Below are 14,945 nucleotides of genomic sequence, written 5' to 3'. Positions count from 1 at the left end.
TTAGAGGAATTGCCACAAGATACGATAAGCTAAAACGTAACTATCAAAGCGCTGTTGCTTTAGCTTGTATATTTATATGGTTGCCTCTTTAGCTCAATTTATCGGCTGTAAATGTCAACACACCCTAATCTATCTTCACATATCTTAGATCTGAATTAAATAGATTCTTTAATCGACAACTTTAATTTTTTCAGTGTTATTCACTATCTAAATACGCCAAAATCATCTTCGACAATTCCACTTTAAGCTGCTGTTCTGTAATTAAAAAACTATTATTGCTCACATAGCGCATCATGGTAAATAAAGTACTGTTAATAATCACAAAAGAGCGATGTTTCAGCGTTTCAAAGTTCCAATGTGAATAATAACGATTAAATAAATACATCCCAACTTCAAAAAAATGCTTTTCCAAAACCTGAGAGGCATCTGAATGACTGTATTGATGCCAATGTTTCAAGATTTCAATGAAGAAGCCGCGATCAGCTTTCAACATATCAAAGCCAAACTGAATACAAAGTGGGATCACCTCATAAATACTGTGCAGCTCTTGCTCCACGACTATATTTTTTAGTGCTAACCCCAATTGTTCTGATTTTCTGAGCAGTAACTCTTCTACGATTTGTTCTTTATTTTCAAAATATTGATAAATTGACCCAACGCTCACGCCAGATTTTTCCGCAATTTTGGGCGTCGTCAGCTCCAGTAAACCTTGTTCTGCAATACACAACTGCGCAGCTTGCAAAATGTTTCCCACGATCATTTTCGCGCGTTGTTGTTGTGGTCTTTTTCTCATTCTATTGCTCTCCAATGCGATAGTGTTATGCGAATTGAATGCGAATAAATATTCATATTAGTGTGGTATGAAACAATAACATTGAAGATCAAAACATGACCACTCACTTCAATACCCGACTGGCTTCATTTCAGGCCACGCAGCAATCTAATCTACTGAGTTTTCTGTTGTCTCATTTGACGGGTCAGGCTGCACAGCCAAATTACGCTCAATATTTTGCCCTCAATAAAGCCTTGCAATGTGGTGATCCACAGATGGAAAAAGTGCTCACGTGGATGATGCAGAACCCTAAACAGCATCGTGAATATTTTGAAATCGCCTTATTTAAAGGTGTCGAGCAGCTCCCCTTTCCTATTCCTGAGCTCGAGCATTTTTTTAAGCATGTTGAACAAACACCGCCTTGGTTAGAGCCAGAAAAAATACAGCAAGCCCTTGAATTCACCCATCGCCTAGGGATTAACAATGGCTTTATATTGCGAGATCTTTCACTCATGGTGGGTTATCTCTTCCCCGGTTTCAATCAGCCGCTCATGCTGACCGGTGCTTTAAATAAACAAGCAGGTACACGTCTGGCTGAAACCACAAAATGGTAGGTAGATATCACTGAAGAACGCGGACTCGAACGTTTGTATGCGGGATTTACATCGACGATTTATGTGCGTTTTATTCATGCTGTGGTACGGCATCAACTCCAAAAAGGTAAAGACTGGGATTTTGCAACGAGGGGGGTGCCGATGAATCAATTTGACTTGGCGATGACCAATCTTGCCTTTAGCAGTGTGGTACTTTTGGGCATTCGCGCTTTAGGGATTTTTCCATCAAAACAAGAGACTGAAAGCTTTTTGCACTTTTGGCGTTATGTGGGTTGGTTGATGGGTATTGATGACAAATGGTTAATTGAAAAAGAATCTGATGGTTGGAAACTGTTGTATTGGATGCAATTTGTACATCCTCAATCTGATGCAAGCAGTATGGCTCTCGGCGCCAGTCTCTCTAAAGAACCTTTTGAACGACAGTACAAATACCTCCGAGCACTTCAGCAAAAACTGGCTTATCGACAACATCTGGAGCTGACACAATTTTTTATTGGCAAAAAACGCATGCATAAATTAGGGCTCAAACCACAGTCCGCCGCATGGTTTGCCTATTATTTATTGGCTAGAAATCTTGTCCTGTATTCAGGCGCTAAGCATGTCCCAAGTTTAAATCAAAAATTACAGCAAAAAGGCCGTGCGATTCAAAAACTCGGTTTAGCACTGTATCAAAGTAAGGCCAAACAACTGGCCAGTATGCACCAATAAAAAAAGCAGAGCGATCGCTCTGCTTTTTAGATGACAAATGTCAGGACTTAGAATTTCATCGAAATACGTGCCCAATAATTGCGACCGATATTATTAAACTGTTGATCAGTCGCTAAACCTGTCCCTGCATCACCCAGTTTATTTAGATGTTCGGTATAAGTTTTATTCAAGAGATTATCCACACCCACAGATACATCTACACCCTCATCAATATGATAAGTACCATTTAAAGACAGTGTGCCAAATCCTGCACTTTCTTTCAGGTCATAACCCACGATATTGCCTTGGTGCGCACTGATACGATTTTGCCCATCAACCACACGCCAGAATGCTCCCAAAGTATAATTATCTTGGATATAACGTAAGTTGATACGTGCTTCTAACGGTGAGATTTGTGGTAATGGCTTGCCATCTGTGGTGTTTTTACCCCACGCATACATTGCGCTGACATCGGCTTGAATATGATCGCTAAATTGATAGCCAATCCCTGCTTCAGCTCCCGCAATGGTGGCATCCACATTTCGGCTATGTGCTTCCATACCCTTCATCATTCCTGATCCAGACTTATAACTTGTTAAAATATAATCTCTCACTAAACCTGCATAAGCCGATACCCAGGAATTCAAAGCGCTATGTTCATGTTGATAACCCATATCTAACTGAAGCGTTTTTTCTGTATCAATATGATTGAATGTATTGTTATGACCATTTCCTGATTTTGGGCTGAATAATTCCCAATAATCTGGCATGCGCTCTACATAGCCTAGACCGATATAGGTTTTACCATTGTCATGTTCAGGGTGCTTATTTTCAAAACGAATAAAAGCACTTGGTAATGTTTCATTCAGCTCCGTGTTATAGCCACTCGCTTTCGAAGCGGCGCGCTCATCTTTCACTTGTACTTGATCGAGACGAAGTCCCGAAACCAACTTATTGTTGTCACTCAATTGATAACTGACTTCTCCAAAACCACCATATGACTGAAACTTCATATCGGGTTCACGTGCTTTGTCTTTATAGCTATTGCGCATCCCTTTGCGAATGCTATGTTCATTGTTCTGTGTGTCAATGCCTGTGACAAAGTCAATCTTATCCCATTCATGTGTCACAGCCATACGTGCATTTAATGTTCTGCGAGCAACATTCGATGCCATTGGCATATTCATCATGCCACTTGGTTGAAACTCACGTAAGCTGAAGTTATCCATGACATGATCATTAAAACTATAGTTGACCTGTGCTTCGATTTTTTTAATCACCTCCGTGACATTCTTTTTCTCGACACGAAGGCCTAAGCTTTCACGGGCAAATTGCGAACCATCCATTGAACGGCCTGCGTATACCGCCTCACCATCGGCTTTACCTCCAGTAAGTTCTACCCATGTATCTTCGTTTGGCGTCCAACCGAGTGCCAAATCTGTATTCCAACGCTCCCAGTCTGACGGCACAGTATTACCATCTCCATCTTGGTAGCTGTCTGCAACAGACCGGCTAGCATTTAAACGGACATATTTATGTTCATCCCCCACGGCCGCTTCGACATTATGATCTAAACGACCATAAGAACCGATCATCACACTGGCTTGACCACGGTAGTTTTTATCAGCATCCAACTGTTCAGGTTTACGTTCAAACAAGACTGTTGCAGCAGAACCTGTATTGGCATATTGAACCGTTTGAGGTCCTTTAATTACTGAAATTCGATCATAACTTTCAGGGGAAATATAAGAAGTTGGTGCATCCATACGACTCGGACACGCCCCTAGATTTTCTGTGCCATCGGTCAAAATTTTAATGCGTGAACCAAACATGCCACGGAAGGTTGGATCTGCATTGGTTCCCCCATTTTTAATAGCACTAAAACCTACAATACTTTTTAAATAATCAGCCCCATCACTGGCAGGTATCGGTTGAATCGGCTGTTTGGGATTGGCACGAACAATCAGGCCATTGGCATCATTCCCCTGATGTGATGTCACCACAATCGGTGCCAAAGTCTGTACCGCATTGGTTTTCGTCATCTCTACGGACATCTCGTCAGCCATCACAGAAGTTGAATAGCAGGCAACACAAATTGCAGCCGCAAGAGGCTGTAGAAAAAATTTAGGCTGAGCCATGTTTATCTCACAAAATACATAAATAAAGGCGTACCTGAGTCCTCAAAGACCCAAGTTAAAAAAAACGTCGGATTTATGCAGCGAGTGGTGGGGCTCGACCTTGCGGAAGTAAAAAGAGTTGTTGAAGAACAAACCAGACATGCTTGAAAGCTTTTTGAAAAGCAATTAAACGAACTTGAATTCGATCAAGCACTTCTTTTACATCAAGTTCAGGGGGCAAAACCAAATTGCCATAGACTGTACAATACTGACATTGATGACTGGCATCATGTTCATGGCCAGTATGATCGACTTGAACTTGCTCAGCGTGAGCGGAAGATGAATGGTGTGAATGTGCGGTATGTTCAGCATGAACATTGGGAAGTAAAAGTGCACGCGTAATGGTTTCGCAGACCGGAGCAACTTGATATTGCTTGGGCAACAATGGCTGTAAAAAAACAGCAATCTGCAAAAAAACGGCTGCAAAGGACAGCAGCACTCCACTACGAAACAATACAAGCAAACCCTAACATTTGTCTGACCCAAGTATAACAAAGCCCAATCGAAATTGGGCTTGTCTCAGGTATTTTTTAACCGCGATCAATTAACGTTTAACTGCGACTTTATCTTTTTGACGTTGGCGAACCAATTTTTCCACTTTGTCACGTGCACGTTGACGTTTCAAAGGCGATAGATAGTCGACGAATAACTTACCATTTAAGTGATCCATTTCATGTTGGATACAAACTGCGAGAAGTCCGTCCGCTTCCACTTCAAATGATTGACCTTCAAGGTTAATTGCCTGAATTTTTACACGTGACGGGCGCTCAACTTTATCGTATATTTGAGGCACTGATAAACAGCCTTCTTCATAGGGCTGCGTCTCTTGCGTCAATGGCGTAATTTTGGGGTTAATAAACACCATGGGTTGATCTTTTTCTTCAGATAAATCCATGACTATCAGCTGAATATGGTGATCTACCTGTGTTGCTGCCAGGCCAATTCCCGGTGCTTCATACATAGTTTCAAACATGTCGGCTGCTAACTGACGAATTTCATCAGTAACTTCTTCGACTGGTTTTGCAATGGTACGAAGACGGGGATCGGGGAAACTTAAAATAGGTAATAAGGCCATACGACGTCCTCACTTATGCCATTGATCAAAAAACAAAATGAAGGAATGCTTCATCAAAAAATTGTGTGTAATATCGTTATTATAACGCAGTTACATACATAATTTTAGGAATTATGATAATGAAAAAGGTTTTGAAGGGCATGCCAACTTTTAGTGCCTTGGGGTTTAAAAAACAATTATTGGCACTTACAGTCTGTGTAAGTGTGGGGATGGGAATGGTCAGTGTTGCAGAAGCTGCCCCTGCTCGTAACGTCAATCCACCATCATTGAAGGCAGGTGCGCCTCAAGTTTATGTGGTGAAAAAAGGCGATACGTTGTGGGATATTTCCAAGCGTTTCTTAAAAAATCCTGTGCGCTGGCCTGAAATCTGGGCGAGCAATAAACACGTGAAAAATCCGCACTGGATTTTCCCAGGTGACCGCCTATTAATGTGTACCTACAATGGCCGCCCAATCATCGGTAAGGATGAAGGTGATGGTTGTGAAGGCATTATTCGTCGCTATACAGGTGGCACTAAACTTCAACCACAAGTTCGTGTTGAATCCCTAAATAGTGCGATTCCTGTTATTCCATTGGAATATATTAAGCAATGGCTTGAGCGCAGCATGATTGTTGCAGCTGATTCTGTGGAAGGCACACCTTACATTTTAGGTACAGCTGATCAACGTGTATTGGCAGCCAAAGGCCAAACAGTTTATGCACGCGGCCAAGGTATGCAAGTTGGTCAACGTTATGCTGTTTACCGTGAAGGCGAACCGTACATCTTTACCGATGCAAATGGCAAAAAATACAACGCAGGTTTAGAACTGACTCAAGTCGCTTCAGGTGTTGCTGTTCGTGGTGAAAATGACATTACCACTTTAGAACTAACCGATACTTATAATGCCGAAGTTCGTCGTGGCGATCGTGTTCTTCCTGAATATGACCCAATGCTGCCAACGCTGTTCTATCCAACCAATGCTGAAAATGTCACTGCTGGCGGTAGTATTGTTCGTGTCATGGGCTCGATTGGTACTGCAGCGGTTCACAGTGTGGTGACGATCGACCGTGGTAGCTTGCAAGGTGTTCAATCTGGTCAAGTCTTTAGCGTGAACCAAAAAGGTGAAATCGTGACTGATCCGAAAACCAAAGAACGTGTTCAACTTCCAGGACAACGTATTGGCAACATCATGGTATTCAAAGCGTTCGATAACTTAAGCTATGCTTATGTACTTGAAAGCGAATTACCAATCAAAGTGGGTGCAACGATTCAGCCGCCACTGATGGATGACTAAGACCAAATCCATAAAAATGAGGCTGTATTTCAGCCTCATTTTTATTATCCAACAACGATATCACTGATAATTTTAAACCATAAAAAGAAGACATATTCAAAGGTCTCATTATGCTCAATTCATTAACTGACTTGCATTTAGATTACATTCGCCTGTGGTTTGTGGTGCAACACTCACTTCGTAGTTTCTATAAAATTCAGCAGCACTATCCTGCCCTACACCACGCCCTTAAGCCTGATCAAATCACCACATGGCAAAAATTAGGACTGCATAAAAATCATTTACAGCGCTTTGAAGAATTTCATAATCAAAGTGGACAGCTTAGCTTTGAAAAATGTCTCAAGGATATTCAACAATACAGTGACTTTGTACTGATTCCTGAAGATATAAACTATCCACAACAGCTGTTACCTTATAGCGACAAGCCGCCCATTCTATTTGGGCAAGGTAATGCTCAAGCCTTGATGCAACCCCAAATTGCGATTGTGGGTAGCCGCAAACCCAGTCCCCAAGGTCGGCAAATTGCTTATGATTTTGCTTATTATCTGAGTGAGCAAGGGTTCTATATTAATAGCGGTTTAGCACAAGGAATTGATGAAGCGGCACATCGCGCTGCCATACAACACCACAGAACCATTGCCGTGATGGGTACAGGTTTAGATCAAACTTATCCGACCGCACATCAGCGTTTAAGACAAGAGATCATCCAACATGGTGGGACCGTAATCAGTGAGTTTCTTCCACACACTCCACCCCTGCAACACCATTTTCCACATCGAAATCGTATCGTCAGTGGGCTCAGCCTTGGTGTCATCGTGGCGGAGGCGGCATTAAAAAGTGGTTCACTTATCACAGCTCAACGCGCTGCCGAACAAGGCAAATCTATTTTTGCCATCCCAGGCCATATTTATAGTGAGTCACATCAAGGTTGCCATCAACTCATACGCGAAGGTGCAATTTTGATTGATCATCCACAACAGGTCATTGAAGACTTGGCATTGGCTACACAATGGCAATCGCAGGCTGCCGAAACCTTAACAAACACCGAAATAGCGACACCCGAAACAGCAACACCGGACACCCCTCCACCCGAACCTATCCCAGAACATTTAATTGCGCTGTATCGGCAGCTTGATTGGGTCGGCCAAAGCCTTGATCAATTGTCCATTCAACTCAAAATTGATACCGCGACATTGACCAGTCAACTGATGGAATTAGAGTTAATGGGCTATGCCACACAACAAGCCGGACACTACTTACGTTGTCGAATGGGTAAATTAGGTTCACAATAGTCCTTTGTCGAATCAGATAAGGTCTATAGAAATGATTACCACCTCTGTTGCAGAAGCAGCTTCCTGTCTTAAAAAAGGTCAGGTTCTCGCATATCCTACAGAGGCTGTTTGGGGATTGGGCTGTGATCCCTACAATGAGCAAGCCTTTCTCGAAATTTTGCACTTAAAACAACGTCCCATTGAAAAAGGCGTGATTTTATTGGCGGCCAATGTCGCTCAAGTTGAACACCTGCTCCAAGGCTTAACAGAAGATATGCGTCAGCAGGTCATTGCGACATGGACCAACCGTAAACCCAATGAACGTGCAACTACATGGTTATTACCGGCTGGCGACCATATTCCAACATGGATTAAAGGCAATCATCCAAAAGTCGCAGTCCGTGTGACGACCCACTCTTTATGTGTGGCTTTATGCCAAGCTTTTAATGGCTTTATTGTGTCTACTAGTGCCAATCCTGCAGGATTAACCCCTGCACGTTCCTTACAAGAAGCCAATCAGTATTTTGCCAATGAACTAAATTACTTAAATGGTGATCTCGGCCTAAGCCAAGAACCAAGCAAAATTATTGATGCTGAAACAGGTGAAATCATCCGCGCATAAGCTCGGATGCCTGTCTATACCTGCCTTTTAGAAAATACAAACAAAAAAAAGCTCAGCCATATAGGGATGGCTGAGCATAAAAAGGATGTGTATAAAATCACATCCAGAGGGTCTTGCAATCTCTGGGTAAATATCAAGTAATTATTAAGAATTACTTCCTCATTTACGATGAAAGTATTATGTAATATTTTTTTAAATTTAACAAATATATTTTTTATATAAATAAAACTACTGATAAGCACTTTATTTCTGATTTTATAACTACTTAGTCAAAATATGTATCTATTTTTGATTGATTTTTAAGACGAGAATTTGTTTTTTTAATTCAGTTTTACACTCAAAAATCCATTTTCAAAAGATTTGCTCTATAAAAAATAAGTTTGTTTGCTTGTTTTTTAATCAGCACTTCTCGTAAATTTTCAACTTTTTTACTAGATTTACTTACGCTGCGCCAAGATCACCCCAGTAATCGCCATCACTGTGCCAACAGTATGATAAATCATCCACTGCTCAGCCAACCAGAAATAAGCAATGATCGCGGTAAATACCGGCATCAAATTCATAAAAATACTGGTGCGATTCGGCCCGAGATGTTGCACAGCCAACATCCATACCAACGGTGCAATCAATGATGGAAAAATTGCCGCATAAAATACACTTGGCGCATTCGCAGGATTAATCGCGTCAATGCCTAAATACAACACGAATGGCAAGTGATATAAAACGGCAAAGAAAATTTGTACATATAAACTCAACAGTAGCGGAAGTTTCAATTGCCATTTTTTTAAAAACACCCCATAAAAGGCATAGAAAAACACTGCGAAGATCATGAGGATATCGCCGAAATGTCCGCCCATATTCAGTAATTGACTGAAATCTCCTTGCGCAATGACAAACAATAGCCCCGTAAATGAAATCGCACAGCCTAAGATGGCATAGCGATTAGGCACATCTTTCAGTATGAAAAATGCAACCGCAATCGTAAAAACAGGGATAAAGGCATTGATGATACCCATATTGGTCGCCGTCGTATAATGCGCAGCGGTATAGCCCAAGCCTTGATATAACACCATGCCAAAAGCACTCAGCACAGCCAATTGCTGCCAATGCTGCCCGATAAGCTGTCTTTGCTGCCAAACGGTTTTGAGCATAAAGGGGGTTAGGATCAAAAATGCAATAAACCATCGATAAAAACTGATACTGACTGGTGAAATATAATCAGTTACATAGCGGGTGACGGTAATATTTAACGACCATATAAATACTGCGATCAGAGGCAAACAAATTGCAAATTTCGCCCAACGCGCTTGAAGCAACATGTCTGACTCCTCAATATATCGTGCAAAGATTGGTCTAGGTATTTTGAGTGATGTCTGTTTTAATTGAAATACATGATTTCAGACATTTATATTGTAGTTCAGACATCGACACCTAGGCATATATGACATCAGCACCGATTGAACAACAAATCGAGCTTTTTGAAGCGCACTACACCACATTAGATACGGTCTATCCGCACAGTTGTCTTTGGGGTGATTTTAATTTTTGTCTCGATGGTATTTTCGAATATGAGATACAAGGGCAACACCATCTCTCACCTGCCAGTTATGGGGTGTGGATTCCCCCACATACAGAACATTGCTCAGTCGCGATTGATGAGCAACCTATTCATTATGTGGCAATCCGACTGGCACCTGATCTCTGCATAAATTTCCCCAAGCAGACGGAAGTATTTAGCATCCAGCCTTTCTTTCGTTTGTTGGTGCAAGAAATTTTGGCCTTTCCTACAGAGCAACATACCACACCACCCTATCGACACCTACTACAGGTCTTATTCGACCAGTTAAAAACTGCACCCAAACATCAACATTATTTACCGCAAAGCCATGATGCGGTGTTAAAGCCGATCTTGGCGCAGCTTGCAGATGTAGATCATTTTAGTTTGAGCCTACAACGATGCTTATCCAATGTCGGTTTGAGTGGGCGTCAGTTACTGCGGCTGAGTCAGAACGAACTGCAAATGAGCCTTTCTGAATGGCGAAACCGTGCAAAAATTATTTATGCCATTCAACAACTCCGTGCTGGTCAGTCTATTAAAGCTCTCAGCTATGAATTGGGCTATCAACACAGCTCAAGCTTTATTGAGTTTTTTAAACGCTATACAGGAAAAACCCCAAACCAACACCGTGCCACTAGTTAAATGCCAAGCACTCAAGCAAGCATCAGCTCGAATTCTGCAAACTACTACAAAAATTATGCGAAAAGCCTATCGATAAAAGCTTGCTGTTCACCAGATTTCCCTTTAAAACAAGGATGAAAGGCACAACTTCAATTAGGAACGAATATGTCAGCTTCAGTTTACGATATCCCGGTAAAAACCATCCAAGGTGATGACACCACACTCAATCAATACCAAGGCAAGGTTTTATTATTGGTCAATGTGGCCTCTAAATGTGGGCTAACACCGCAATATGAAGGCCTAGAAAAACTCTATACAGAAAAGAAATCACAAGGTTTTGAAGTCTTAGGTTTTCCTGCCAATAACTTTTTAGAACAAGAACCTGGTTCTGAAGCTGAAATTCAAGAATTTTGCTCCATCAACTACAAGGTCGATTTCCCACTTTTTGCAAAAATTTCTGTTGCAGGCGCAGATAAACACCCACTTTATCAAACCTTAACCCAAGCCATTCCTGAACGCATTGGTGAAGGCCCATGGTGGGATGATTTAGTTGAATACGGTTTAACACCAAATCCAAAGCCTGAAGTGCTCTGGAACTTTGAAAAATTCCTCGTGAATAAACAAGGTGAAGTTGTGGCTCGATTTGCACCTGACATCAAGGCAGATGATGCACGTATTGTCGATGCCATTAACGCTGAATTAGCCAAATAATTCGACAATTTCTCAATCTCTCAGTTAAGATTATTGTGATTTTAACTGAGATTGATCATTTTAAAATATCGTTATAATAACCATTAATTATCACATAATGATAATTTACATAATTTATTCATTATTTTAATATTTCACATACACATCGTTCAAAGTTTCCCTGTAAATACTCCTTATGATGAGTCTTATCAAATCACATTCAGCAGTAAACAGGTGAACTTATGAATACATTAATGAAAGCTATCGTTTTATCTATTTCGACAGCACTTGTTGCTGCTCCAGCAATGGCTGCACCGCAAAATAGCCAACAACATGCACCTGCGCATAACCAAAATACGAAAGCTCAACAGCACACTAAACAAAACACACCGGTAAAAAACCAAAGCCAGAACAAGAAAAAAGCGGTAAATCCTTCACATGATTGGCGTTCTGGACAAAAAGTACCTTCTGAATACCGTGGTCATAGCTACAAAGTAGACCACACCAAATACAAAAAATTGTCTAAACCAGGCAAAAACCAGCAATGGATTAAAGTGAATGGCGACTACATTTTAATGAATGCCGTCAGCCACGCCATTATCAAAATCATTGCGGGTTAAACCCACCAAAACATCAAAAGAGGGCAAATGCCCTCTTTTTTTTGTTCAAGCGATTATTTTGTTATTGCTTTGCAACAATCTATTTTTAATCCACATTCTGCCCCTATATTCAAAGCATAGACTTAACACATAGTGATGATTGAATGAAAAAGCTTGTGCAGAATGCCCTTCTCCCTTTTACCATTTTTAGTGGTGTTTTGGTGCTGATTGGTTGTGAACCTGCTACAGCACCGCAACAGGAACAAGAAATCACAGCAGAAAATGATCGCCCTGCAACAACATCAACAAACGAAGATCAATCTGCGACACATAGTCAGGCGACCGATCAAAGCCAATTAAAAAGCGGCAATATGTTTTATATCGTTCGCGATGTTGCGGATATGCAACTTAAAGCCGGCAATTATGTTGAACAACTCAAACAAACGCAGGTCGATTTAGAAGCCGCAGTCAGCAATCAAGACCATCTCCAATTGCAAAAAGCGGCAACCCAGCTACAACAGCAGCTCAAAGGTTTCAATCAAGCTTTGAATGATTTAAATCTAAAAAGCACTGAAATTAATGATATTCGCAGCAATTTACAGGCAGCGAATCAGCAAGTATTGGCCTCACCTTTTCTCAATGGACAAGTCGATTTAAGCAAAGTTGATTTTCAGAAAATTCAAAATCAAATGGGCAATATTCAAGCGGAAATGCTGAAATTGGCAGGTATGTTGATCCAAGACCAAGCAGCTAAAAGCTCATCTAATGCAACCACTAAAACTGAATAAGTAGCGAAATTTAGTATTTCCATTGCATTCCACCTGTTGTAAATCAAAAAAGCGTTAGACCTTGAGCTAACGCTTTTTTCTTACAGTTCCGCTATAGAACACGACTGTTTTTCCTTTTAGGTTAATGCTTAATAATAAAGCCAATGATGGAACAGTTATGTCAAACGCTGTGATTTATAACATTACACCCATTACCTTTCGTTTAGATTTAAAAGATCCTTTCTTATTTACTGCTCATCATATTGATCATTTTCCTGCTGCAAATGCAGACATGGGGCCAAAAACTGCCGCAGAAAAAGATGAATTCAATATGTACTATGGCGATGTGGTTCCAGGTTTTCCAGAGCATCCACACACTGGCTTTGAAACCATTACCTTGGTTGAACAAGGCTATGTCGATCATTTCGATTCATTAGGCAATGGCGGACGTTATGCTGCGGGTGATGTGCAATGGCTGTCTACAGGCAATGGCGTTGAACACTGTGAAATGTTCCCCCTACTGCATGAAGATAAAGCCAATCCTTTTGAACTTTTCCAAATTTGGTTTAATTCATCAGCTGAACAGAAAACCCATGATGCTGACTATAAAATGTTTTGGCGTGAAGAGATTCCTCACGTCTTTGAAACGGATAGTGAAGGAAAAAAAATCGGATATCCGCGTGATTTCGGGGCAGTTCAAAACCACTGATGCCATTTCAAGACCGCCACACTCATGGGCGGCTGCCGTAGAAAATAAAGTCAACATTTATTTAATCACCATGCAAGCAGGTGCGGAGTTGGTGATTCCCGCAACAACAAGTAGCTCCAACCGTTTTGCTTATTTCTATCAAGGCAATACATTAGAAATAGAAGGTCAAACCATTCAGATGAAGCATTTGGTTGAACTCCAATCAGATGCCGACGTCCATCTCAGAGCAGGTGGATTAGAAGCACGGATTCTGTGGTTAGAAGGTGAACCGATTAATGAACCCGTGGCGATGCGCGGTCCATTTGTGCTCAATACCACGGAAGAACTCGATGCGGCTTTTAAACGCTATCGTGAAACCCATTTTGGAGATTGGCCTTGGCCAACACCTGCACCGGTTTTCAAACGTGATCAGGCTCGATTTGCCAGTTATGAAGGCGGTAAACGTGTAGAGCACCCAGAGCAGGAAAACTCACAAGCGTCTTAAAGTTCAATTAGTTGGATTGAGCAAATTCAAAAGTATTACAGTTTTTATCTTGTCCAAGTGCGCGCTGAACATCTTGTTTAAAACGTGCTTGGGCAAAGGTATATTGCTTCGGTAAAAATAAGGTAATACGTGTCGTCTGTGGATCTAAACTTTCGACCAACATTTTATGCAAATACGCCCCATGCTCAGTACGTGCCATCAATGTCCCCTGCTCCAAATGCTCTTCTAAACGATTATCGGTATAGACGTAGCGATTGTTCGCTGTAAACGCAACACAGTGATTATAGGCTTGTCGCAGATTTCGAAAGGCGGTCATATATGGGATTTTAAGCTCCGTACTGATGCCATTATCAACCGATTCAGCGACAAGTGCAGCTTCAGTGGGAAGATTGGGTGTCGTGACGTATTGGCTTTGGCATGCAACGAGCAAACCACAACAAAGACACAGCGATAAACTGGTGAAAAATTTGTGCATACGGACCTTTGCAACTTGTTCTTATTTATTTTGCAGAGATTGTAGCAAAACTGGGTTGCTGATTTAATACTCTACTATTCATTCCGTGCTTTCATTGCAAATACTATGCAGCTGATTATTTTTACAGGCGTTCAAGCCTCTGGCAAATCAACCTTTTACATGTTGAATTTATATCATAGCCATTTACGTATTAATTTGGATATGTTGAAAACCCGACATCGGGAAAATATAATCTTTGAAGCAGGTTTGGCATCCAAAACCAAAATGGTGATTGATAATACCAACCCAGATCGGGAAGCTCGTGCTCGCTATATCCAACGCGCAGTTGATGCAGGTTTTGAAGTGATTGCTTATTATTTTGAAACCGATTTGGACAGTACCTTAAAGCGTAACAGTTTTCGTGAAGGCAAAGCTCATATTCCAGAAGTTGGCGTGCATGCGACCTATCGAAAGCTTCAAGTTCCGTCACAAGATGAAGGCTTTGATCAAATTTTTAAAATTAAAATTATCAGTCACGGCGAGTTTTCAATTTTACCCATGCATGAATAAC

At 41.2% G+C, this 14,945-nt stretch carries 14 protein-coding genes and 3 pseudogenes; 11 read left to right on the top strand and 6 right to left on the bottom strand.

The window, feature by feature from the left end; translation table 11 throughout:
- Positions 1–92 (top strand): annotated as a pseudogene (locus tag FTU38_RS04135) (IS5/IS1182 family transposase); the annotation flags it as partial.
- 104 nt (positions 93–196) lie between these two features.
- Here FTU38_RS04135 and FTU38_RS04130 read toward each other — a convergent pair.
- The gene (locus tag FTU38_RS04130) at positions 197–793 is read right to left on the bottom strand and encodes a TetR/AcrR family transcriptional regulator (protein ID WP_180005328.1); all 597 of its coding nucleotides are present in this window, start codon (positions 791–793) and stop codon (positions 197–199) included.
- Positions 794–888: 95 nt separating this feature from the next.
- Here FTU38_RS04130 and FTU38_RS04125 point away from each other — a divergent pair.
- Positions 889–2,094: pseudogene (locus tag FTU38_RS04125) on the top strand (oxygenase MpaB family protein).
- Positions 2,095–2,141: 47 nt separating this feature from the next.
- On the opposite strand, the gene FTU38_RS04120 reads toward FTU38_RS04125, so the two are convergent.
- The 3 genes from FTU38_RS04120 to def form a co-directional block, all read right to left on the bottom strand.
- The gene (locus FTU38_RS04120; RefSeq protein ID WP_180110615.1) at positions 2,142–4,211 is read right to left on the bottom strand and encodes a TonB-dependent copper receptor; all 2,070 of its coding nucleotides are present in this window, start codon (positions 4,209–4,211) and stop codon (positions 2,142–2,144) included.
- Between the two features lie 73 nt (positions 4,212–4,284).
- Positions 4,285–4,713 (bottom strand): DUF2946 family protein, encoded by a 429-nt coding sequence (locus FTU38_RS04115; RefSeq protein WP_180009530.1) that lies wholly within the window; start codon positions 4,711–4,713, stop codon positions 4,285–4,287.
- Between the two features lie 81 nt (positions 4,714–4,794).
- A complete protein-coding gene (def, locus tag FTU38_RS04110) occupies positions 4,795–5,325 on the bottom strand; it encodes a peptide deformylase (RefSeq protein ID WP_078191459.1) in 531 nt (176 codons plus the stop codon).
- Positions 5,326–5,444: 119 nt separating this feature from the next.
- On the opposite strand from def, the gene FTU38_RS04105 reads away from it, so the two are divergent.
- The 3 genes from FTU38_RS04105 to FTU38_RS04095 all read left to right on the top strand — a co-directional run bounded on the left by FTU38_RS04105 (position 5,445) and on the right by FTU38_RS04095 (position 8,492).
- Positions 5,445–6,599: a LysM peptidoglycan-binding domain-containing protein gene (locus tag FTU38_RS04105; protein ID WP_180035143.1), complete on the top strand. Its 1,155-nt coding sequence runs from the start codon at positions 5,445–5,447 to the stop codon at positions 6,597–6,599.
- Between the two features lie 110 nt (positions 6,600–6,709).
- The gene (gene dprA, locus FTU38_RS04100) at positions 6,710–7,891 is read left to right on the top strand and encodes a DNA-processing protein DprA (RefSeq protein ID WP_180110614.1); all 1,182 of its coding nucleotides are present in this window, start codon (positions 6,710–6,712) and stop codon (positions 7,889–7,891) included.
- A gap of 31 nt (positions 7,892–7,922) precedes the next feature.
- Complete coding sequence (locus FTU38_RS04095; RefSeq protein ID WP_180063288.1) at positions 7,923–8,492, top strand: L-threonylcarbamoyladenylate synthase; 570 nt, start codon at positions 7,923–7,925, stop codon at positions 8,490–8,492.
- Between the two features lie 437 nt (positions 8,493–8,929).
- Here FTU38_RS04095 and FTU38_RS04090 read toward each other — a convergent pair whose 3' ends face one another.
- Entirely contained in the window at positions 8,930–9,811 is an 882-nt protein-coding gene (locus FTU38_RS04090; protein ID WP_180079238.1) for a DMT family transporter, read from the bottom strand.
- 122 nt (positions 9,812–9,933) lie between these two features.
- Here FTU38_RS04090 and FTU38_RS04085 point away from each other — a divergent pair, with 122 nt between their 5' ends.
- The 5 genes and pseudogenes from FTU38_RS04085 to FTU38_RS04065 all read left to right on the top strand — a co-directional run bounded on the left by FTU38_RS04085 (position 9,934) and on the right by FTU38_RS04065 (position 13,920).
- Entirely contained in the window at positions 9,934–10,692 is a 759-nt protein-coding gene (locus FTU38_RS04085; RefSeq protein WP_180022165.1) for a helix-turn-helix transcriptional regulator, read from the top strand.
- A 144-nt stretch (positions 10,693–10,836) separates the two neighbouring features.
- Positions 10,837–11,382: a glutathione peroxidase gene (locus tag FTU38_RS04080; RefSeq protein WP_111885877.1), complete on the top strand. Its 546-nt coding sequence runs from the start codon at positions 10,837–10,839 to the stop codon at positions 11,380–11,382.
- Between the two features lie 221 nt (positions 11,383–11,603).
- Positions 11,604–11,981: an RcnB family protein gene (locus tag FTU38_RS04075; protein ID WP_078191466.1), complete on the top strand. Its 378-nt coding sequence runs from the start codon at positions 11,604–11,606 to the stop codon at positions 11,979–11,981.
- 143 nt (positions 11,982–12,124) lie between these two features.
- Positions 12,125–12,748, top strand: coding sequence for a hypothetical protein (locus FTU38_RS04070; protein ID WP_180110613.1), 624 nt, complete (start codon positions 12,125–12,127; stop codon positions 12,746–12,748).
- Between the two features lie 157 nt (positions 12,749–12,905).
- A pseudogene (locus FTU38_RS04065) lies at positions 12,906–13,920 on the top strand (pirin family protein).
- A gap of 7 nt (positions 13,921–13,927) precedes the next feature.
- Here FTU38_RS04065 and FTU38_RS04060 read toward each other — a convergent pair.
- Entirely contained in the window at positions 13,928–14,395 is a 468-nt protein-coding gene (locus tag FTU38_RS04060) for a hypothetical protein (protein WP_180110612.1), read from the bottom strand.
- Positions 14,396–14,500: 105 nt separating this feature from the next.
- Between FTU38_RS04060 and FTU38_RS04055 the strand changes: the two genes are divergently transcribed.
- Complete coding sequence (locus FTU38_RS04055; RefSeq protein WP_180005338.1) at positions 14,501–14,944, top strand: AAA family ATPase; 444 nt, start codon at positions 14,501–14,503, stop codon at positions 14,942–14,944.
- Position 14,945 lies beyond the last annotated feature (1 nt).

This window comes from Acinetobacter sp. YH12098, from assembly GCF_013419235.1.
In the GTDB taxonomy this organism is placed as follows: Bacteria; Pseudomonadota; Gammaproteobacteria; order Pseudomonadales; family Moraxellaceae; genus Acinetobacter; species Acinetobacter amyesii.
This window is presented reverse-complemented; position numbering and strand designations above follow the sequence as displayed.